The sequence below is a fragment of the Frankia sp. BMG5.23 genome (assembly GCF_000685765.2).
Lineage (GTDB): Bacteria > Actinomycetota > Actinomycetes > Frankiales > Frankiaceae > Frankia > Frankia casuarinae.
In genome coordinates this window covers 18,878-39,596 of the sequence record NZ_JDWE01000015.1, presented here as the reverse complement: position 1 = coordinate 39,596, position 20,719 = coordinate 18,878, and the positions used below count along the sequence as shown (strand labels likewise).

At 70.1% G+C, this 20,719-nt stretch carries 17 protein-coding genes; 8 read left to right on the top strand and 9 right to left on the bottom strand.

Annotation, left to right across the window (positions count from 1 at the left end; all coding sequences use genetic code 11):
- Positions 1-102: 102 nt before the first annotated feature.
- The 4 genes from BMG523DRAFT_RS09445 to BMG523DRAFT_RS09435 all read right to left on the bottom strand — a co-directional run bounded on the left by BMG523DRAFT_RS09445 (position 103) and on the right by BMG523DRAFT_RS09435 (position 4,215).
- Complete coding sequence (locus BMG523DRAFT_RS09445; protein WP_023840757.1) at positions 103-309, bottom strand: hypothetical protein; 207 nt, start codon at positions 307-309, stop codon at positions 103-105.
- 76 nt (positions 310-385) lie between these two features.
- Complete coding sequence (locus BMG523DRAFT_RS25250) at positions 386-544, bottom strand: hypothetical protein (protein ID WP_023840756.1); 159 nt, start codon at positions 542-544, stop codon at positions 386-388.
- Positions 545-575: 31 nt separating this feature from the next.
- Complete coding sequence (locus tag BMG523DRAFT_RS09440; protein WP_235463026.1) at positions 576-2,810, bottom strand: serine/threonine-protein kinase; 2,235 nt, start codon at positions 2,808-2,810, stop codon at positions 576-578.
- Positions 2,811-3,168: 358 nt separating this feature from the next.
- Positions 3,169-4,215, bottom strand: coding sequence for a siderophore-interacting protein (locus tag BMG523DRAFT_RS09435; protein WP_011437197.1), 1,047 nt, complete (start codon positions 4,213-4,215; stop codon positions 3,169-3,171).
- Positions 4,216-4,531: 316 nt separating this feature from the next.
- On the opposite strand from BMG523DRAFT_RS09435, the gene BMG523DRAFT_RS09430 reads away from it, so the two are divergent.
- Both BMG523DRAFT_RS09430 and BMG523DRAFT_RS09425 read left to right on the top strand, forming a co-directional pair.
- Entirely contained in the window at positions 4,532-5,281 is a 750-nt protein-coding gene (locus tag BMG523DRAFT_RS09430; RefSeq protein WP_011437196.1) for a helix-turn-helix domain-containing protein, read from the top strand.
- A gap of 2 nt (positions 5,282-5,283) precedes the next feature.
- Positions 5,284-6,000 (top strand): SRPBCC domain-containing protein, encoded by a 717-nt coding sequence (locus tag BMG523DRAFT_RS09425; RefSeq protein WP_043590910.1) that lies wholly within the window; start codon positions 5,284-5,286, stop codon positions 5,998-6,000.
- A 102-nt stretch (positions 6,001-6,102) separates the two neighbouring features.
- On the opposite strand, the gene BMG523DRAFT_RS09420 is transcribed toward BMG523DRAFT_RS09425, so the two are convergent.
- Positions 6,103-7,305, bottom strand: coding sequence for a PLP-dependent aminotransferase family protein (locus BMG523DRAFT_RS09420; protein WP_011437194.1), 1,203 nt, complete (start codon positions 7,303-7,305; stop codon positions 6,103-6,105).
- A gap of 193 nt (positions 7,306-7,498) precedes the next feature.
- Positions 7,499-7,642, bottom strand: a complete 144-nt coding sequence (locus tag BMG523DRAFT_RS25245; RefSeq protein ID WP_160172385.1) for a hypothetical protein — start codon at positions 7,640-7,642, stop codon at positions 7,499-7,501.
- Between the two features lie 410 nt (positions 7,643-8,052).
- Between BMG523DRAFT_RS25245 and BMG523DRAFT_RS09415 the strand changes: the two genes are divergently transcribed.
- Together BMG523DRAFT_RS09415 and BMG523DRAFT_RS09410 are read left to right on the top strand one after the other, a co-directional pair.
- The gene (locus BMG523DRAFT_RS09415) at positions 8,053-9,120 is read left to right on the top strand and encodes a CoA ester lyase (RefSeq protein WP_011437192.1); all 1,068 of its coding nucleotides are present in this window, start codon (positions 8,053-8,055) and stop codon (positions 9,118-9,120) included.
- Positions 9,117-10,058 carry a CoA ester lyase gene (locus BMG523DRAFT_RS09410; RefSeq protein ID WP_083494779.1) on the top strand — a complete coding sequence of 314 codons (942 nt, stop codon included), beginning with the start codon at positions 9,117-9,119 and terminating at the stop codon, positions 10,056-10,058. The genes BMG523DRAFT_RS09415 and BMG523DRAFT_RS09410 overlap by 4 nt, the downstream gene beginning before the upstream one ends.
- 173 nt (positions 10,059-10,231) lie before the next feature.
- On the opposite strand, the gene BMG523DRAFT_RS09405 is transcribed toward BMG523DRAFT_RS09410, so the two are convergent.
- Positions 10,232-11,518, bottom strand: coding sequence for an MFS transporter (locus BMG523DRAFT_RS09405; RefSeq protein ID WP_035941473.1), 1,287 nt, complete (start codon positions 11,516-11,518; stop codon positions 10,232-10,234).
- A gap of 170 nt (positions 11,519-11,688) precedes the next feature.
- Entirely contained in the window at positions 11,689-12,834 is a 1,146-nt protein-coding gene (locus tag BMG523DRAFT_RS09400; RefSeq protein WP_035731897.1) for a CdaR family transcriptional regulator, read from the bottom strand.
- A gap of 239 nt (positions 12,835-13,073) precedes the next feature.
- On the opposite strand from BMG523DRAFT_RS09400, the gene BMG523DRAFT_RS09395 reads away from it, so the two are divergent.
- The 4 genes from BMG523DRAFT_RS09395 (at position 13,074) to BMG523DRAFT_RS09375 (ending at position 19,420) form a co-directional block, all read left to right on the top strand.
- Positions 13,074-13,562 carry a 2,4'-dihydroxyacetophenone dioxygenase family protein gene (locus BMG523DRAFT_RS09395; RefSeq protein ID WP_011437188.1) on the top strand — a complete coding sequence of 163 codons (489 nt, stop codon included), beginning with the start codon at positions 13,074-13,076 and terminating at the stop codon, positions 13,560-13,562.
- A 244-nt stretch (positions 13,563-13,806) separates the two neighbouring features.
- Positions 13,807-14,847 (top strand): AraC family transcriptional regulator, encoded by a 1,041-nt coding sequence (locus tag BMG523DRAFT_RS09390; protein ID WP_023840753.1) that lies wholly within the window; start codon positions 13,807-13,809, stop codon positions 14,845-14,847.
- A 777-nt stretch (positions 14,848-15,624) separates the two neighbouring features.
- On the top strand, positions 15,625-16,503 hold the full coding sequence (locus BMG523DRAFT_RS09380; protein ID WP_011437185.1) for an undecaprenyl-diphosphate phosphatase: 879 nt from the start codon (positions 15,625-15,627) through the stop codon (positions 16,501-16,503).
- 205 nt (positions 16,504-16,708) lie between these two features.
- Positions 16,709-19,420 carry an HAD-IC family P-type ATPase gene (locus BMG523DRAFT_RS09375; RefSeq protein WP_011437184.1) on the top strand — a complete coding sequence of 904 codons (2,712 nt, stop codon included), beginning with the start codon at positions 16,709-16,711 and terminating at the stop codon, positions 19,418-19,420.
- 22 nt (positions 19,421-19,442) lie between these two features.
- Here the strand turns inward: BMG523DRAFT_RS09375 and BMG523DRAFT_RS26370 are convergent.
- Positions 19,443-20,719 (bottom strand): cytochrome c oxidase assembly protein (locus BMG523DRAFT_RS26370; protein WP_235463025.1); only part of this gene is annotated, 1,277 nt, incomplete at its 5' end.

The following is a 20,719-nucleotide window of genomic DNA, read 5'->3' as shown; positions in this document are numbered from 1 at the left end:
CCGGGCCGTGAGCTGGCGGGCCGGGCGAGCCACGAGATCGAAACCGGTGATTCATGATGAATGACGCGCACCCGAGCCCTGGTGCCCGAGCCCCGATGGTTGTCACAGTTCGGACGGTAGACCGACAAGCCGTGCGCCGGCGTCCCAGAGCTGGTTGCAGCGCGCGACGTCGGTGGTGTGCGATGCGGTTATGACCGTCTCGTGCCGGACGAAGAAACGCCCGCTGACACCATTGATTTCGGGACTGGTCGCGAGCCATGCCGGCGTATCGGCACCGACGTCGGGGCCAGGCCTGAACGGATCGAGCATCGCGCTGAACACCCGCAGTGCGCCGCGGGAATCTCGGCCGAGTCCGTCTTGCTGATAATGCCCGGATGAGCGCCGTTCACCGTGATGCGGGAGCCGGTGAGCCGCCGACCACGACGAAGCGCGCTGGCCGGTCACTCATGGGGCCGATCAGCGAGCGCAGCAGCAGGTACGGCGCGAGATGGTTGGTGGCCAGGGTTCGCTGGATACCTTCGGAGGTGATATCGCCGAGCTCCACAGCTCAGTGCCTATGAGCAAGGAAGCCACCGTCAGAGCAGCGTGCGGGGCCGGATGCGGTTCGCCTGGTCGACGAGGCGGACCCGGCTCGCCCGGTCACCGGCCAACCGGGCCATCTCCCGGTAGGTCTCGGCCAGCCCGAAGCGGAGGTCCCGTTCCACCATGACCCGACTGAGCAGGGTCGGTGGCCGGGGCGCATCCGCGGCCGGGTAGGCGGCCGGGTAGGTCATGACGAGGGCCAAGGCGGCGGTGAACAGGTCACGGTGCAGTTCGGCCCGGCGTCGTTCGCCCAGGTCGAGCCTTGGATCGGCCAGTATCGTCGCCGCCCGATGCAGGGCCGCCGATCCCGAGGCCGCGCGGTCTGGTCGGGCGGCCAGGCCGACGAGCACCCCGATCATGCGGATCCGCGACGCGGTGTAGGCGGCGGACGACGGAGGGACCCGTAGATAAGCGTCGATCTTGTCAGTCGGATCGGTCCGGCATCGGGCCAGCCCGAACGCCGCGCTGGTCGTGCTCGGATCGATGGTGGAGACGACGTCGAACAGGGCCGCGGCCCGGTGCCGGGCCGCGTCACGTTCAGGCGCGGTGTCCGCGGTGTCCGCGGTGGTCGCCACGTCCGCGAGTGCGGTCGCGAGGGCGAGGCGCGGAGCGAGCTCCCCGGGGACCCGGGAGTAGACCCGGTCGAACGCCGCGGCGGCCACGGCCGGTCGTCCTCCGACGAGGGCATGTAGGCCCCGGTACCAGTCGACCCGCCATTCCCGCGGCTGCTCCACGGCCGCGTCGTCCAGGGTGCCCGCCGCCTCATGGAGCTGCCCGGCCCGGATCTGGGCGCGGGCCAGGGACAGCCGCACCTCGGTGGTCCTCGGGACGATCGCCGCCAGCCGGGTGGCCAGGGAGGCCGGTTCCTCGTCCGAACCGGCGGTCAGTCCGGGCGCCCATGGATCGTCCTGGTCGATCCGCAGATCGGGGAGGACCTCCCACCATGCGGGGGTCCCGGCGGGCCCCGCCTCCCCGGTGGGGTGCCCGACGGCGTCGAACCACCGGCTGGCCAACGGGGGGACCGGCCCCTCCGTTCTGGCCACGATCTCGTAGAGCACCCCCACCAGTTCGTCGGCGAGCTCCGTGGTGCTCTGGAAGCGCTGGTCGGGATCGGTCGCGGTGGCTCGGCGCAGGAGCCGGTCCAGGGATTCGAAGTCCCGCAACGGGGCATGGGCCCGGCGCGGCGGCAGGGCGTGCCGGTAGGCGCCGAGGAAGCCCGGGAACCGGCCGAGGACGAGACGGGCCAGGGTCCGGGCGACGGCGAAGATGTCGGTGGTGACCGTGGGCGCGGTGCGCGCGATGCCCGCCGGGCGTTCCCCGTCGTCGTCGAGTTCGGGGGCCCGGTAGCCGGGCGTGGACAGGTATCCCGACACGCGGTCGTCGAGCCGGCGCGCCCCGCCGAGGTCGATCAGTTTGACGTCCTCGGCGGTGACCATCACGTTTTCCGGTTTCAGGTCGCAGTAGACCAGCCCGAGGCGATGCAGATGCCCGAGGGCCGGAAGCACCCGCAGCAGGTAGCGGATCACGTCGGCGGCCGACGGCGGAGCCGACCGCCCGTCCGGTCCCGCCACCCCGACCTCGGCCAGGCCGGCCAGGGACACCCCCGGCACGTACTCCATGACGATGTAGTCCTCGCCATGGTGGGTGACATAGTCGAGGATCTTGACGATGCCCGGATGGGACACCGTGGTCAGAATGCGCCGCTCTCCCTCGGCGATCCGACGCGCCTCCGGGTTCGCCGCGTCGAGCAGGCCCTTGAGCACCACCCAGGCCCGCACGCCGTCGCCGCCGAGGTTGTCGTCGGTCGCGGCATACACCCAGCCGAGCCCACCGTGCGCGATGACGCCGTGCACGGTGTAGCGGCCGACCCGTTCGCCCGGTCGCAGCTTGACGGTGAACGAGTAGCGGTGGCCGCATCCCGCGCAGCTGCCTTCCAGGGCGACGCTCTCGTCCTGCTCGTCCTGCTCGTCGTGGCCCGGCCGGGCCACGGGCGCGCCGCACCCGGCGCACTCCCGAAGGCCCGTGGGAACGCTGGGCGCGTCCAGGAGGGGCGGGGTCGAACCGGGGGGCGGGCCGACCAGGTGTGGGAGCCGGAGCGGATCACGGTGGGCGCCGGGCGCCGGGAACCGCCGGGGTAGCGCGGTCACCCGGGGAGCCGGCAGATTCACCGACCCGGATTCCCCGACGATGGGAGGCCCGGCAACGGGTCTCGCGCTGTCCTCCGTCATGGCCCCTCTTCGCCAACGGGCACCATTCGCGTACCGGGTCCACCCGCCACCGTGCCGTCATTCCCCGACGGGTCGTCCCCGAGCCGCCGTCGTCCGGTCCGTTCGTCGCCTTGTCCGTGCGACGGCTTGTCGGAATGCCGTGGCGCGGTGGATCCCCGTGGTCGGGCGGTGTGCGCTGGTACGCGACCAGCCTGCCATGCGGTCGGGTTGTCCGCCGTGACGGAGCCCGGTTGCATCGGCTACGGGTTGTTTGGAGAGCGAGTTTGGCGGGCGAGGGCCCTGGGACGCGTCCCACCGAAATGCCGCGCCCACGATCGGGTGGTCGAGGATCGGGTGGTCGAAGCCGGTGCCGACCCGGTCACCGCCGGCGCTCGACGGCGCGGGCCTTCACGGTCGCCCCGAGGCCGCGCGCGGTGGTTTCGGCACGCTGCTTCAGCGGCCCGAGGGTGCGGCGCAGCCGATCGATCCGTCCCTCGCCGCCACGGGTGACATCCGCCGCCTCGCCCTCCCCGTAGTCATGATCGGGATGGTCCGCCGCACCCAGCCGCCAGTAGCCGCGGGTCGACAGGTCGGCGCGGTCCAGCCCCGCGGCGAGCAGGTGACGGCGGATCCGGCGTACCGCCGTGGCCTCGCAGGCCACCCAGGCCGCGGTGCCGGCGGGCAGGGGTACGGCCTCGACGGCCTCGGCCAGCAGCGTGCCGGGAACCCCGCCGTCACGGTGCAGCCAGGTGACGGTCGTCGCGGGGGTGACCGGGAGAGCCCGTCGGCGGCCGGCGTCGCGAACCTCCGCCACCACGGTCACCGGTACCCGAGCGGGCAGCCGTTCCAGCACCGTCGCCAGCGCGGGCAGGCCGGTCTCGTCGGCGGCGAGCAGGTGATGCGCGGCCGACGTCCGCACCTCGTATCCACCCCCCGGTCCGGCGATGGCGAGATGGTCACCGGGCCGAGCGGTACCCGCCCACCGCCCGGCCGGACCCTCGCCGTGCAGGAGCATCTCGATGTCCAGTTCGAGGGCCTCAGCGTCGAACCGGCGCGGGGTGTAGGTCCGCACGATCGGGCGGGGCGTACCCGCCGGGAAGACGGGTCGTCCGTCCGGCCCCCAGCTCGGAACGGTCGGTTCGGTCTGCCCGTCGGCAGGCAGGAAGATCTTCACGTGCTGCGCGGCCCGGGGCAGCGCGAATCCGGCCAGCGCCGGCCCACCGAGCGTCACCGTCACCATGTCCCCGGTGAGCGGGGTGACGCGGACGACCCGCAGCCGGCGCGGGGCCGGCCGGGCGCGCCGCGGCGCGGGCCGGTTTTCCGCCGACGTCGACGGGCGGCCGTCGCGCCCGTCCGGTAGTCCGGTCGGGTGGGGCGTGGATGGTGGCGTGGATGGTACGGAGGAGTCCGGCCCGAAGGTCGACATCGGTTCTTGCGTCCTGTCTCTCGTGACCGCGGGCTGGACTGGTCCTGGCCCGCACGGACGGGCTTCAGGCCCGAGACGGGGCTGTCCCGACCTCCGCGAGCCCGGGTGGCATTTCAGGACGAACCTACGCCCCGCCATTCGGGCGATGACTCGCGGAGGGGCGCGACGGTCGTTCCGTACCTGCTTCGGGCCTGCTCCGGATCTGCTCCGGATCTGCTCCGGATCTGCTCCGGATCTGCTCCGGATCTGCTCCGGATCTGCTCCGACATGATTGTCCTCCTTGACAAGGAAAATTTTCGGCAGGACGATGAGGCGCATGTTGGAGGTCGCAGTGATCGATGACCCGGCCGCCGCGGGGGCCGCGCTCGACCCGGTCCGGGCGAGGTTGCTGGCCGCGCTCGCGGAGCCGGGTTCGGCCAGCACCCTGGCCACTCCCGTGGGGCTGTCACGTCAGCGGGTCAATTACCACCTGCGGGCCCTGGAGCGTCACGGGCTGGTCGAACTCGTCGAGGAACGCAGAAGGGGCAACTGCACCGAGCGCGTATTACGGGCGACGGCGGCCTCCTATGTGATCTCGCCGACCGCGTTGCCGGCGGTCGCCCCGGATCCCGGCCGGTCGCCGGATCAGCGCTCTGCCCGATGGCTGCTCGCGCTCGGTGCCCGGCTGGTGCGGGAGATCGGCGACCTCCTCACCGGTGCCACCGCCGCCCGGCAGCGGCTGGCGACGTTCGCGATCGACAGCGAGATCCGGTTCGCCTCCGCCGCGGACCGCGCCGCGTTCGCCGCGGAGCTCGGGGAGACGGTTGCCGCCCTCGTCGGCAGGTACCACGACACCACCGCTGCGGGCGGGCGCTCCCACCGTTTCGTCGTCGCCCTGCACCCGAGCGTCACGCGGCCCGAGCGGGTGGCTGTCGGGTCCAATGCGGGATCCGAGGCGGGAGAGGGCATCCTCGGCCTCGGCACCGCCGGTCCCACTGGCATCGACGGTCCCACCAGCGCAGCCGGCCTTACCAGCGCAGCCGGTCCCACCGGAACCGATGGCCCCACCGCAACCAAGGAGAACTAGAGATGTCCCGTGGGTTCGAGATCCGCCGCGAGGGCGTGCTGCCCACCTCCCCGGAGGAGTACTGGGACGCCGTGACCACCGGTAACGGCGGATGGCTGTGGCCGATGGAGTTCGAGCCCCGCCAGGGTGGCGCCGCGCCCTTCGGGGGCACGGTCACCGTCTGGGATCCGCCGCACCACCTCGTCACCCGGGTGGAGGGTGCGGATGGCTGGCTCAACCAGCTGGAACATGTGATCGAGGGCCGGGACGGCGGCACGACCTCCTTCCGCTACGTCCACAGCGGGATCTTCGTCGACGACTGGGAGAACCAGTACGACGGCGCCAGCCAGCACACCGACTTCTACCTGCACACGCTCGGCCAGTACCTGCGGTACTTCAGTCGCCGGCCGGTGACCTACGTCGCGGCCGACGCGCCGGCGTCCTCGACCGCGCCGGACGCGTTCGTCCGGCTGCGCCGCGAGCTCGGCGTCGCCGACGAGGTCGGCCAGGGCGACGCGGTGCGCGTCACCCTCCCGGGCATCGACCCGCTGGACGCCGTGGTCGACTACCTGCATCCCCACTTCCTCGGCCTGCGGACCGGCGACGGGCTGTACCGCTTCTTCGGCCGCAACGCCTTCGGCGCCCCGATCGGCATCGCCCTGCACCTGTTCGCCCCCGGCGCCGACCAGGCGAAGACCACCCAGGCCTGGACCGACTGGCTACAGGACGTGTTCGCCTAAGCGCCTTTGCGGCGGTCTCTATCGTTTCGTCGGTCCCCGCCGTTTCGTCGATCTCCGCCGACTCGTGTCGGGCCGGCACCGGCACCCGGTCAGGGATGACGGTCATACTCCGAACGCCCGTGCCAGCCGCGTCAACCCCTTCGTGATCTCCACCGGCGGGTGCGTGGTGAAGGACAGGCGCAGCGTCGCGGGGTCCGGCGGCCCCGCGAAAAAAGGAGCACCGGGAACGTAGGCCACGTCGTGCTCCACCACGCCGGGCAGCAGGGCGGTGGCGTCGTGACCATCGGGGAGGCGGGCCCAGACGAACATGCCGCCCTCGGGCCGGTTCCAGCTGCTCCCGGGCGGCAGCGCCCAGGCGAGCCCGTCGAGGAGCGCGTCGCGGCGTTCGCGGTAGGCGGCGCACATCCGAGCAATGTGCAGGTCGGGGTCGGCGTCGGCCAGATACCGGGCGGCGGCGGCCTGATCGACCGTGGAGGTGTGCAGGTCCGCGGCCTGCTTGGCGATCACGCAGGCCCGCCGCAGCATGGCCGGGGCCCGCAGCCAGCCCAGTCGCATCCCTGGGGCTATGATCTTGGAGAAGCTGCCGAGCAGGACGGTGCGGTCGGCGGCGTCGGCGAACGACGCGATCCACGGCTCCCGCGTGCCCTGGAAGCGCAGCTCACCGTAGGGGTCGTCCTCGACGATCCACAGGCCCTGCTCCGCGGCCACCCGGGCGACGGCCGCGCGGCGCGCCGCGGACAGCGTCCGACCGGTGGGGTTCTGGAAGGTCGGCACCAGGTAGAGCAGTCTGGGACGCTCGCGGGCCACCGTCTCCGCCAACCGGTCGGGGAGGATCCCGTGCTCGTCGGTGGGGACGGGCACCACCCGGGCACCCGCGAGGCCGAGGCACTGCAGGGCAGCCAGATAGGTCGGATCCTCCACGAGGACCGCGTCACCCGGCTCCACGAGCGTCGCCGACAGCAGCGTCAGGGCCTGCTGCGAGCCCGTCGTGATCAGCAGGTCGTCCGCTCGGGTGGGCAGGCCGCGGCGCGCCAGGCGTTCCGCGACCGTCTGGCGCAGGTCCGGGTCGCCCTCCGTGGCGGAGTACTGCAGCACGCGCCGCGGCTCCTCGGTGAGCACCCGGTCGTAGGCGCGCCGGATTCCGTCGGCGTCGAAGAGCTCGGGAGCGGGTAGACCGCCGGCGAAGGAGATCACCTCCGGGTGGGCGGTCAGCGCGAGGATCTCCCGCACTGGCGAGGTGCGCACGGCGCCGGCTCGGGCGGCGAGACCGGGCACCGCAGCGGCGGGTGGAGCGGCGTTGGTCATGGCGGCTCCTCGAACTCCTTCTCCGGGTTCTCCCCGACGTACACGACCACTCGCCGCCAACCGCCGGGACGGCCGTACAGCGGCGTTCCAGCCTGTGGACTGTGCTTCCCGCATCCTGGACTTTCTGGCGATCATAGCCATCGGCGCCGGTTTACGTGGCCGCCCGCGACTCCGAGCAGGCCGAGCAGCACGTTCACCAGGAATATCGAGTCCCACCAGAAGTGGTCGAGCAGGACACCGGCGAGGACGGGCCGCCGGCCAGCCCGGCACCCGCGGACGACGAGAACAGCGCGAACGCCGACGCCCGGGCCGGACCGGGGATGGCAGAGGTCATCATGCCCCTTCGTATCGGGCGCAGACGATGTCTCCGATCGGGCTGGTTGAGGGGAGGCTGGTTGAGGGGGCTGCTCGTGAACAGGCACCGAACGCCGACGGTGTGGGTAAGACGTCCGCACGGAGAAAGCCAGACTGCGGACCTGGACGGAATGGCGACGGGGAATTCTCCTGTCGCAGTGGTTTATGCGGAACTCATGGAACAGAAATAGAGCGCCCGGATCGCAGAGAATGCCTGCCGACTGGACCATGACCTCGACGGTCGCGATCGGGCGGGAGATGCTCAGGGGAGCGTGTCGGACATCAAACTGATACAGTCCGGCGGAGTCGGGCGTCGTCGACGCTGAGTGTCGCGCTGGTCGCCGGGAGCCGGTCACCCGGCACCGGCCAGGGTTCCTTCCCGGGAGATTTCACATGCGCAGCGCCAAGGATTTCTTCGCTCCCCTCGCCGTGGGGGCGCCACCCCCGCCTCGCGAGATCCCGTGGCGGCCGTCCCGGATGATTCACTTCTTCGACCCGAGCAACGAGAAGATGGCGGCGAAGCTGCCGCAGATCATCCCCCGGGTCGACGTGCTGCTCGGGAACCTCGAGGACGGGGTCCGAGCGGACAACAAGATCGTTGCCAGGGAGAACCTGATAAAGATCGTCGACGGCGCGGACTTCGGTGAGACGCAGTTCTGGATCCGCCTGAACAGCCTCGACTCACCCTGGGGGCTCGACGACCTGCTCACGCTCGTGCCCGCCATCGGCGAGAATCTCGACGTGGTGATGGTGCCCAAGGTCCAGGGGGCGGAGGACATCCACTATGTGGACCGCCTCCTCGCCCAGTTGGAGGCGAAGGCCGGCCTGTCCCGGCCGGTGCTTGTCCACGCGATTCTGGAGACCGCGCGAGGGGTCGCGAACGTCGAGGAGATCTGCGCGGCAAGTCCCCGCATGCAGGGTCTGTCCCTCGGCCCGGCGGACCTGGCGGCGGACCGGCGGATGAAGACAACCCGTGTCGGCGGTGGGCACCCCGGCTACCTGGTACGCCAGGATCCGCGGCCGGACGACCCGGCGGCTGTCCGAGCCACGTTCCAGCAGGATCCCTGGCACTACACGCTCGCCCGGATGGTAGACGCCTGCGCGGCGAACGGGATCATGCCGTACTACGGGCCGTTCGGTGACATCGCCGACGTCCTCGCCTGCGAGGACCAGTTCCGCAACGCGTTCCTGCTCGGGTGTGTCGGGGCGTGGTCACTGCATCCCGTTCAGATCGACATCGCGAAGAAGGTCTTCAGCCCCGAGCCCGCGGATGTCGAGTGGGCAAAGCGCGTCGTCGCGGCCATGGGCGACGGAACGGGTGCCGTGATGGTGGACGGTACGATGCAGGACGACGCCTCGGTGAAGCAGTGCCGGGTCATCCTCACTCTCGCCACTCGCCTCGCCGCCCGGGACGCGCAGCTCGCGGCGGCCTACGGACTACCCGCGCCGGAGGCACGATGACCGGCACCGCGGCCGCGGGTTCCCCGGGTTCCCCGTCCGCGGGCCGCCCACCCGCCGCGTACCGTCCGCGGCGTTCCGTCCTCTACATGCCCGGGGCCAACGAGCGCGCCATGGAGAAGGCCAGGAATCTGCCGGCCGACGCGCTCATCCTGGACCTCGAGGACGCGGTGGCGCCCGTCGCCAAGGAGCGCGCCCGGGAGCAGGTCTGCGCGGCGGTGGCCGATGCCGCCTACGGCCACCGGGAGGTCACGGTTCGCGTCAACGCCCGCGGCAGCTCCTGGCATGCCGACGACCTGCGCGCCGCGGGACGGGTGGGCCCGGACGCCGTCGTGGTGCCGAAGGTCGAGTCGCCGTCGGACGTCCACGCGATCGAAAAAGGGCTCGAAGCGGCCGGCGCGCCGGACCGCACCATGATATGGGCGATGGTGGAGACACCTGGTGCCATCCTGCGCGCCCAGGAGATCGCCCAGGCGTCGCCGCGGCTCACCGTCCTCGTGATGGGCACCAACGACCTGGCCAACGAGCTGCGTGCCGAATTCGTGCCCGGCCGCGCCCCGCTGCTGACCGGCCTGGGGCTGTGTCTGCTGGCCGCGCGCGCGAGTGGAACCGCGATCCTCGACGGTGTCTACAACGACATCCGCGACGCCGACGGCTTCGCGGCGGAATGCCGCCAGGGCCGCGAGATGGGCTTCGACGGTAAGACGCTTATCCACCCCAACCAGATCGAGACGTGTAACCGCACGTTCTCACCCACTGAGGCCCAGGTCGCGCAGGCCGCGGAGATCGTGCGGGTCTGGGAGGAGGCGCTACGCGAGGGCCGCGGAGTGGCGACCGTCGACGGCCGGCTGATCGAGAACCTGCACGTCGACAACGCGCGCCGGATTCTCGCCGTCAGCGCGGCCATCGCGGGTCTGGCCGACGGCCAGGCGGCCTCCTGACGGTGACCGTTCTGGCGGTGACCGTTCTGGCCGCTTCGACGGCTGTAGGGATGCGACAGCCCCTCCACCGCGGTGGAAGCCACCGCGGTGGAAGCCACCACCGTTCCCTGCCAGCGTGATCCGGACGCTCGGACGCTCGGACGCTCGGACTCGCGGGCGATGTCTCCTGTCGGTCAGTGCAGGGGCCGGTGCGCGGTCTCGGGGAGCCGGCTGAAGACCACGGTGCTGACCAGGGCGACGGCGGTGACGTACCAGCCGAAGGAGGCGGCGTGGCCGATGTCCACGAGGTAGGTGGCGACGTAGGGGCCGGTGCCGCCGAAGAGGGCGACGGAGAGCGCATAGGGGAACCCGATACCGGAGCTGCGCAGGCGCGCCGGGAACAGCTCGGCGACCACCGCGCTCGAGATGCACGACCAGCAGGCGAGGAACACCAGCCCCATGATCTGAACCAGGAGCAGTCTGGTGGTCGAGCCGTCCAGTAGGGCCAGCATCGGAACCGTGCCGACCACGAAGAAGGTGCCGAAGATGAGCAGCATCGGCCGCCTGCCGACGCGGTCCGAGATCGCTCCGAAGACCGGCTGCAGGGCGAGGAAGATGGTCAGCGCGACGACACCGGAGAGCAGGCCGTGCTTGAGGTTGGAGCCCACCGTGATGTTCGCGTACGTCGGCAGATAGGCGGTCCATACATAGAACACCAGGGCCGGGGCCGCGGTCAGCCCGAACACCTGGAGGGATTCCCTGGGGTGCCGGCGGAGGAACTCGAACATGTCGGCACGACGGGCACCGGCCGGCTCGTCCGCCGTCTGGGTGAGGGTCTCCTTGGCGTGCGTCCGGATCCACATGCCGACCATGGCCGCGACCGAGCCGAGCAGGAAGGGGATCCTCCAGCCCCAGCTGGTCATGTTCTGCGAGTCCAGCGTGCTGGCGAGTAAGGCGCTGATCCCGATCGCCGCCAGGTTGGCCGAGGTCGCACTGATGTAGAAGAAGCTCGAGTACAGTCCCCGACGGCCAGCCGGCGCGGACTCGATGAGAAACGCGCTTCCCGCGGCATACTCGCCCCCCGCGGAGGCACCCTGGATCAGCCGGGCCAGCAGGAGCAGTGCCGGGGCGGCGACCCCGACCTGCTTGTAGGTGGGGGCAAGCCCGATGATGAGACTGCCCAGGCCCATGCCCATAATCGTGGTGCTGAGCGTCCTGCGGCGGCCGATCCGGTCGGCGAGAATCCCGAGGATCAGCGCTCCGACCGGGCGGGCGAAGAATCCGACGGCGAAGATCGCTAAGGTCGACATCAGCGGCACCAGGCTGCCTCCCGGGCTGGCCGGGAAGAACTGCGTGGAGAAGTACACCGCAAGCATCGAGTAGATGTACCAGTCGAACCATTCGACGGCGTTGCCGACGGAGGCGGCCAGGAGCTGCCGATAGTGGTTGGTCCGCTCCCGGAGGCCGGTTGTTGCTGTCATCGAAGCGGTCATGGGTTGCTCCCCTGTTGGGCGGGGCCGAGACCACCAGCTCGGAACGTCGAGCTCTGATGGGCCCGGTAACGGGTACGAATTTCCAACAGGATGTGGCGTGCGACACATCGAAGGCTACGGGCGGGATGCCAACGCGGCGCCCTTCGCTTCGTACGCGGCTACGAAACCGGCGGGGCTGCCGTCTCCGCATGGAAGGCCCAGGACAGTTCCACCAGGGTGTCGGTGTCGTCCAGGGACCGCCCGGTCAGCTCCTCGAACCGGGCTAGTCGGTAGCGCAGCGTGTTGACGTGTACATGCAGCGCCTCGGCGGTCCGCGGGATGTTACGGCCATTGGCCAGGTAGCAGCGGAGCGACTCGACGACTTCCTCCCCGAACGCACCGGTGTCCCGGAGCGGCTGGAGGTAGCGGGCCCGCATCAGTGCGGTCACGTCCGCCGCACGCGGCACGGCCACCCGCCAGCCGAGGCTCTCGAGGGTGTGCACGCCCTCGTCGTGGCGCAGTCGGGCCGCGGCCAATACGTCGTTGGCCACCGAGAAGGACGCCGCGACCCGGCCCAGCGGCCCCTCGGGCCCGGCGGCGACCAGCAGCCCCGGGACCGCGGGTGGCGGCCCCGACACGATCCCCACGAGCCGGCCTTGGGAGGGCACCAGGAGCAGGACCATGTTGCTGCGCCGGCACCCCTGGTTGATCAGGTTGAGGGCCTGGTCCAGCTCCGCTTCCGACAGGGTGGCAGTGCACACCGCCCGCAGGCGTGTGTCGCGCCGCACGTGGTAGCGGATGCACCCCTGCTCAATCTGCGTCGGAGACAGGGTGCCGGCGAGCAGCCCGGCGAGCCATTCGTCCCTGCGCCTTCGGTCCGCCACCGCATGCGACAGGCCGTACTCACGGTAGGCGCTCGCCGCACGAGCGGAGAACACGTCACTCAGCTTCCACAGCAGCGAGGTGAGGGTGAGCGACTCGGGGTGGTCGACCCCGAACTCCTGGGCGCGATCCACCAGCCGGTCCTGGATACTCGCTATGCAGATGCGGAAGCCGCCCATGATGTCCTCGATCGGCACGCCCTGCCGGAGCCGTTCCAGCGTTGTGCGCTCGGCCTGCCAGATCTCCGAGCTCGGCGGCACGACGCCCGCCCGCAGGGTGCGGCACGCCAGCACGACGTTGCGGTGGATGCTCGTCACCAGCGCCTCGGTCGGGACCACCTCATAGGCCGGGATCTCGCGCCGGACACGCTTGATCGTGGGATCCACCAGTCCCTCGTCGTGTTCCAGCGCAGCGGTGAGTTCTCGCACACGGTCGTCGGACATCCGCATCATCAGGGGATTATCCTGCCCGGCGGTGTCATCGGCACCCCGGTCCGCGCCCCAATGGCGCGCGTGGCACCCGCGCTTGTCGCGTATGTTCAGGGATCTGTCACCGCTGTTCTATCTCGGATCTTTTGGTGGGTCCAGAATCAAACCCTACCGCTCGCCTAGCCGGCTGTTCCCCGCCGGATCCAGACGATTCCGAAGGCAGGGATCGACGACAGCCACCCGAGGAGATGCAGATGACGACACTGGTCAATCCCCTCCAACATTTCGCTCCAACGTACACGGGAGTCGATGATCTTCCCTGGGTTCCGTTCACGCCTTACACGAACGAGGTGGAATTAAAGATCCTTCATGTGGATCTGATCAAGAGCGAGACGCAAATGCTTCTGCGGGCGCCGGGGGGAGCTTCGCTGGGTGTGCACGACCATTATGGCCGCGTGCTTGTCTACACCGTTCGAGGGAAATGGCGGTACGCGGAGCACGCCTGGGTGTCGGGGCCGGGTGACTTCGTGTACGAGGTCGCCAACAGCAGGCACACGTTCATTGTGGAGCCTGACGAGGGCATCGAGGTGTTCATCTCGGTTGAAGGAGCTATTGCTTTCCTCGGCCCAAGCGACGAGATCATAGGCATCGAGCAGGCCCATACGTTCGCCGAACGATACAACGAGTACTGCAGGAAGCACGGGATCATACCGGTTGACCTGACCAGCTTCGCCCTCTCGTAGCCAGTCGGTTGGTGGGGCCGGTGATCACGCTGGTCCCACCAGTAAGCCTTGCGAGTCCCACCGGCCACCCTGGCCACCCTGGTGAGCCTTGTGCGACCCTCGCCTTCGACGAGTCGCCAGCCGGTCGCTATTCGTACACCACGAGCGTGGATTCCGCTATCGCGACTTACCTGGGCTTCCCCCACGTCTTCCCACTGCTTATGCTTGCGGGCGCGGCGGCCCAGGTTCCCGGTAGGAGGCCATCATGCGAATCTACGAGACGTACGACCTCGTCGATGTACCCCATCGCGACCGTCCTGGACGCTGGGAGGAGATCCTGGGCAGCGCGGTGACGCCATTCCACACTGATGTTCCTCCAGGGCGATTACCCTACCGTGCCTCGATTGAGCGTCGCTGGTTCGATGACATCGCGCTGCTGGATATCGCATGTGATCCGTGCAGGGGTGAACGTAGTCGAAATCTGATCAGCCGGACCAGCGAGGACAATATCGCGATATTCTTCGCTACCGCTGGGACTGAACGGCTTGCCATCGAGGACAAGAAGATTGTTGTCACTCCAGGAAGCTTCGTCATCTGGAACAGCATGCAAAAGGTGCGGTTCGAAGTTGTCGAGCACTTCCGCAAAATTACCCTGGTAATCCCGAGAGTGGCGCTGGAAGAGGTCTTGGAGAGCCCGTGGTTGGAAGCCGACCTCGTGGTGGATGTGAACGCTCCCGCGATTAGGTTGTTGCGCAGCTATGTCGCATCACTTGCCGGCCTCCCGCACGAGGTTCCCGCCCCCACCATAACGGCGGCCCGCAACGCGGCATTGGAGCTGGTGGCCGCGGCGGTGCGCCCCGAGGCCACGTTCACGAGTGCGATCACTGGGGAAGCGCTGCGGCTCGCAGTGGAACGCTGGATAGCTCGAAACCTTGGCCACCGCGACGTCAGCGCCGCCGCGGCGGCCGCTGCGCAGTGTGTGTCTGTCCGCACGCTGCAGCGCAGCTTCGCCGCGACAGGAAACAGCTACAGCGCCGTCGTCCGCTCCCAGCGACTCGCACGAGCCCGCCGGGACCTGATCGAGGGATCATGCTCCATTCAGGCGATCGCCAGCCGTTGGGGTTTTGCGGACACGAGTCACTTCTGTCGAGAATTCAAACGGCTGTATGGTGCGACGCCGACTTGTTACCGTGATTCGGTCGCCTTACCGTTCGCCCACGTGGGAGATCCCGATTTTCGGGACAATCCGGACGGTGGTACGCAGCCCTCCAGAACCGCGTCCCGGACCTCCAGGCCGCATGACTGATCGTGTCGTCCGTCCGGCCGGCACTGGTCCCGGATGTCCAGGACGGGCCGGACCGGCGGCGGGGCAGGTCGGGTCGGATCAGGTCGGGTTGGGTCGGTTTGGATCAGGTCGGGTTGGGTCGGATCAGGCGGGGCGAGCGGCCGGTTGGCCCAGCCAGCGTCGCACCAGACCGGTCAGAAGCAGGATCACGGCCGTTCCGACCACTTCAATGATCACATTCGCGAGCAGGTGACTCATCGTGTAACCTCCCAGGCGTACCGTGTCGCGCCCCGACCCTGGTCGGGGCGCGCCAGACCGCCACGAGGCGGGCGGTCTGTACTTCCGGGTGACACGGTGCGGGTCGCAGATGAACAGAAAGTGAGCGATTCCGTTCGGTTGTATGGCCAGAGGGTGAACCCGCTCGTTTGTCGCGGTCCGTGACTGTCCGACGAACCGCCAGGTCAGCCCATGTGGGGGCCTGCTGCGGGGTGGACTCGGCCCGATCCGGCCGAACCCCGATCGGACCAGGTCGATCGGACCAGGTCGATCGGACCAGGTCGGAGGATCGGAGAAGGCGGGGACGCCGTCACCCAGCATCCGCCCGCATTTCACCCTTCGCTACGGTGAAGCCGTGGTCGGGTATGCGTGGATGACGCGAACAGGCCGGGCGCGGAGCCGGCAGACCAATCGTCGTTCGGCGTGGCCTCCGGACCCGGCGGCCTCGCCGGACGGGCTGAACGGACCGGATGGACCGGATGAACCGGACTCGTCTGGCTCGTGGGCCAGGTCGGCGCGTCGATGAACTTCTTCGAGGGAACGGTCCTCGGTCTCGTTCAGGGGCTCACCGAGTTTCTCCCGGTCTCGTCCAGCGCCCACCTGCGCATCGCTGCCGCGCTCGCCGGCTGGGAGGACCCGGGCGCCGCGTTCACCGCCGTGACCCAGATCGGCACCGAGACCGCCGTGCTGATCTACTTCCGCAGGGACATCGCCCGCATCGTGGCGGCGTGGGCGCGCTCGCTCACCCGCCGGGAGATGCGTAAGGACCCCGACGCCCGGACGGGCTGGCTGGTCATCCTCGGCACCCTTCCGATCGGCCTGCTCGGGGTGACGCTGCAGGACGCCATCGAGGGTCCGTTCCGCGACCTGCGGCTGATTGCCACGACGCTGATCGTGCTCGGCCTGATCCTGGGCGGCGCGGACTGGTACGCCTCGAAGGGGCGGCCGCAGGGTCGTCATTCGCCGCTCCGCCCGCGCAAGGTGCTTGAGGACTTGTCGGTGCGTGACGGGCTCCTCTATGGTCTCGCTCAGTCTGCCGCGCTGATCCCCGGCGTCTCCCGGTCCGGTGCGACGATCAGCGGGGGCCTGCTTCTCGGCTATACTCGCGAGGCTGCGGCCCGGTACTCCTTCCTGCTGGCGATGCCGGCGGTGCTGGCGTCCGGGGTCTTCGAGCTGCGTTCCATCGGTGGGAAGGATGCCGACGTCGCCTGGGGCCCGACGATCCTCGCCACATTCGTGGCGTTCGTCACCGGCTACGCCGCGATCGCATGGTTCCTGCGGTACATCTCGACGCGCAGTTTCGCGCCCTTCGTGCTGTATCGCGTGGGGCTGGGGCTGCTGCTGTTCTCCCTGCTGGTCGGGGGTGCCCTCAGCCCCGACGCCGGTGCCCCCCCGGGCTGAACGGGCGGGGAGCCCCCAGGCGCGACCCACGCGCCTACGGCCGTCAACTACGGTGAGGGTCGGCGGTCCGCGTGTGCAGACGGTGGAGGCATCTACGGGACATATCCAAACGAGTCCGAGACCCGCCCGAGGTCGGTCGGGAAACCGATAACGATTCCGCTGCCAAGCCTCCGGCAGCGGCCGCGACGGAGCGTGGAGGGACACCATGGTTCGGCGAGGGGCCGCGGGAGCGCGGCTGTCTCCGGGACGGCTCGACGACCGGAACCCGGCGCCTCCCAGCGATTCCGCGTCCGCCGCCGGGGCCGGGTCCGGACCCATCGCGATCGGTCGATCCGCCGCTGGGTTGACCGCCGCCGAGGTCGCCGAACGCCTCGCGGACGGCCGCGTCAACGACGTGCCGGTCCGCTCCAGTCGCTCGCTGCGCGACATCATCCGTGCGAACGTCCTCACCCGGATCAACGCGATCATCGGTGTTCTACTGGTCTTCGTCGCCATCGTCGGTCCATTCCAGGACGCCCTGTTCGGCGGCGTGATCATTGTGAACACCCTGGTCGGCCTGTTCCAGGAGCTGCGGGCGAAGCGCACCCTGGACCGGCTCGCCGTGGTGGGGGAGTCCCGGCCCGTCGTGCGGCGTGACGGTGTCACCCGCGAGCTCCCCGCCGCCGAGATCGTGCTGGACGACGTGATTGAGCTCGGCGCCGGCGACAAGATTCCCGTCGATGGTCTGGTCCTGACGGCCGATCACCTGGAGGTCGACGAGTCGCTGCTCACCGGCGAGGCGGATCCGGTGCACAAGCAGCCCGGTGACATCGTCATGTCGGGCAGCTTCGTCGTCGCGGGGTCGGGGGCGTTCCGGGCGACCCGGGTTGGCCGCGAAGCCTACGCGGCCCGGCTCGCCGAGGAGGCGAGCCGGTTCACCCTGGTGCGCTCCGAGCTGCGGGGCGGCATCAGCACCATTCTGCGGGTCGTCACCTGGATGATTATTCCGGCCGGCATCGCGCTGATCGTCAGCCAGGTGGTCGTTAACGACGACGACCTGCCCGAGGCCATCCGCCGGATGGTCGCCGGACTCGTGCCGATGGTGCCGGAGGGCTTGGTGTTGCTTACGTCGGTCGCCTTCGCGGTCGGCGTGGTACGGCTGGGCCGGCGGCAGTGCCTGGTGCAGGAACTGCCCGCGATCGAGGGGCTGGCCCGCGTCGACGTCGTCTGTCTGGACAAGACCGGCACCCTCACCGAGGCTGCGATGGACGTCGTGGAGCTGCGGATCGTCGAGCCGGGCACCGGCGCCGCCGTTGGGGCAGGCGTGGCCGCAGCGCCGGGCACCCTCGTGCCGAGCGTGCTCGGCGCCCTCGGCGCGGCCGACAGCCGGCCGAATCCGAGCATGCAGGCGATCATCGATGCCTATCCCGCCCCGCCGGGCTGGCAGGTGCGGGCGGACGCGCCGTTCTCCTCGGCGCGCAAGTGGAGCGGCGCGACCCTCGCCGCCGTGGGCGGGACCGAGGGCACCTGGCTGCTCGGCGCGCCCGACGTGCTGCTGGCGGCCGGTGACCGGGTGCTCGCCACCGTGGACGAGTACGGGGCGCAGGGCCTGCGGGTGCTGCTGCTCGCCCGGTTCGGCGCGTCGCTGGCGGACGCGCTGGCGGACCCGGCGACGGTGCCGGCCGGCGTCGTCCCGGTGGCGCTCGTGGTCATCGCCCAGCGGCTGCGGGCGGATGCCCCGGATACCCTGCGGTACTTCGCCGAGCAGAACGTCGCCGCCAAGATTCTCTCGGGGGACAACGCGCTGTCGGTCGGCGCGGTCGCCCGCACGCTGGGGCTGCCCGGCGCCGACGATCCCGTTGACGCCCGCACGCTGCCGACCGACCGGGCCGCGCTCGCCGACGCCCTGGAGAGCCACTCGATCTTCGGGCGGGTCAGCCCGCAGCAGAAGCGGGAGATGGTCGCGGCGTTGCAGTCGCGGGGGCACATCGTCGCGATGACCGGCGACGGCGTCAACGACGTCCTGGCGCTCAAGGACGCCGACATCGGCGTGTCGATGGGATCCGGCAGTCAGGCGACCCGCGCGGTCGCCCAGATCGTGCTGCTGAATAACAGCTTCGCGACGTTGCCGTCTGTGGTCTCCGAGGGACGGAGGGTCATCGGCAACATCGAACGGGTCGCGAACCTGTTTCTGACCAAGACCGTCTACTCGGTCCTGCTCGCGATCGTGGTTGTGATCACGCAGGTGCCGTACCCGTTCCTCCCTCGGCATCTCACGCTTGTCGGGTCGCTGACGATCGGCATCCCGTCGTTCTTCCTGGCGCTGGCACCGAACACCGAGCGGGCGCAGCCGGACTTCGTCGGTCGGGTGCTGCGCTTCGCCCTTCCCACCGGGTTGCTCGCCGCCGCGGCGACGATGACGTCCTACCTGCTGGCCCGGTCGCATTTCTATGGTCATGACCTGGAGGCCGAAACCTCGATGGCGACGCTGACGCTGTTCGGAGTCGCGCTGTGGGCACTGGCGATCGTCGCCCGTCCGTACACCTGGTGGCGCATCGCGCTCGTGCTGACCATGGCGGTCGCGTTCGCGCTGGTCCTGGCTATCCCCTCCGGCCAGGAGTTCTTCCAGCTCTCCCTGGTGGGGACGACCGGGCCGTGGACGGCGGTCGGCATCGCCGTGGCGGCGGCGGTCCTGCTCGAACTCGTGTGGGTGATCACCCGCCGTCAACTGACGGCGGTGGCCGCGCGGGTGGACCTGGAAACGGCGCGCCGCCCGTCGGTTCCGCAGAGCAACGTGCGGACCCTGCCCGCGGTGCGTGCCGAGGGTGCGCCTGCCGACGGCCCGCGGTCCGCGGCGGTCGTCCGTCCGGGGGCGGTCGTCCGTCCGGGCGGGAGGGCCGCGGCATCCGGTCCCGACGGCCCGCGGCCGACGCCGTAGCCGGGGTTTCTCCCCGGCCTGCTTATCCGGAGGTTTCGGCCTCAGCGTTGGTCTCGTCTCCGGGGGTGGGCGAGGTCGTGCGTGAGGTGGTGGCTGTCGAGGTGGTGGTGGCTGTCGAGGTGGTGGTGGCTGTCGAGGTGGTGGTGGCCGCGGACGGCGTGCGCCGGGCTGGGCCGGCGGCGAGCTGGGCGAGGTAGGCGTTGTACGCGTCGAGTTCGGCGTCGACGTCACCAGCGGCGGCGATGCGCCGCTCCCGGGTCCGCGCCTGCCGCTCGTCCAGCCGGGACCACTGGATGGCCAGCACGATCAGCACGACGAAGGTGGGAATCTCGCCGAACGACCAGGCGATGCCCCCGGCGGTCCGCTGGTCGCTGAGCGGTGAGACGCCCCAGGGCCGGACCAGGCGGTCGTACCAGCCCGAGCCGAGCAGGGCCGACGTGCTCATGATGGTCAGGCCGAGGAAGGCGTGGAACGGGACGACCGCCAGCAGCATCAGGACGCGGCCGGGATGCGGCAGCCGGCGGGGGAGCGGGTCGGTCCCGATCAGCAGCTCGAAGAACAGCACGCCGACCGCCAGGAAGTGCACGTTCATGTACAGGTGGCCGAGATGGTTGTGCATGAGAGTCGACAGCAGCGAGCTGAGGTAGAGCACGTAGAGGCTGCCGGCAAAGTTCGCCGTCACGAGCAGCGGATGGGTCAGGATGCGTACCGGCCAGGACCGCAGCGTCCTCAGCAGCCATTCGCGTGGTCCGGTGCGGTGCGGAGCCGTCGCGGGCCGCATCGCCCGCAGCGCCAGAGTCACCGGCGCGCCGAGCACCAGCGGGAGCGGGGCCAGCATGCTGAGCAGCATGTGCTGGCTCATGTGCACGCTGAGCAGGACCGGCCCGTACAGCCCGAGTCCGCTTGACGTGGCGACCACGACGACGAGCAAGCCGGCGAGCCAGGCAATGGTGCGCCCAAGCGGCCAGTGGGCGCCGCGTGCCCGTAGCCGGCGTAGGCCGGCGAGGTAGAGCAGGGCGGCGGTGACCGCGCCGGCGAGGAAGACCCAGTCGATGTGCCAGTCGGTGGCGAGCCGCGCGGCGGTGACCGGTGGGGGCATCGGGTATCCGAGCAGCGTCTGGGTCGGATCGTCGGGAACGAGTGCGTCGTTCACCGGCGGCGCCGTGCGTGACAGTCCGACGGCCAACCCGACCGTGGCCGTGAGAACGGTGAGCTCCACGCCGGCGATGCGCAGGAAACGAGCGACCGCGGTAGTCCTGTCGGTGCCGGTCTGGTCGGTGGTGCCGGTCTGGTCGGTGG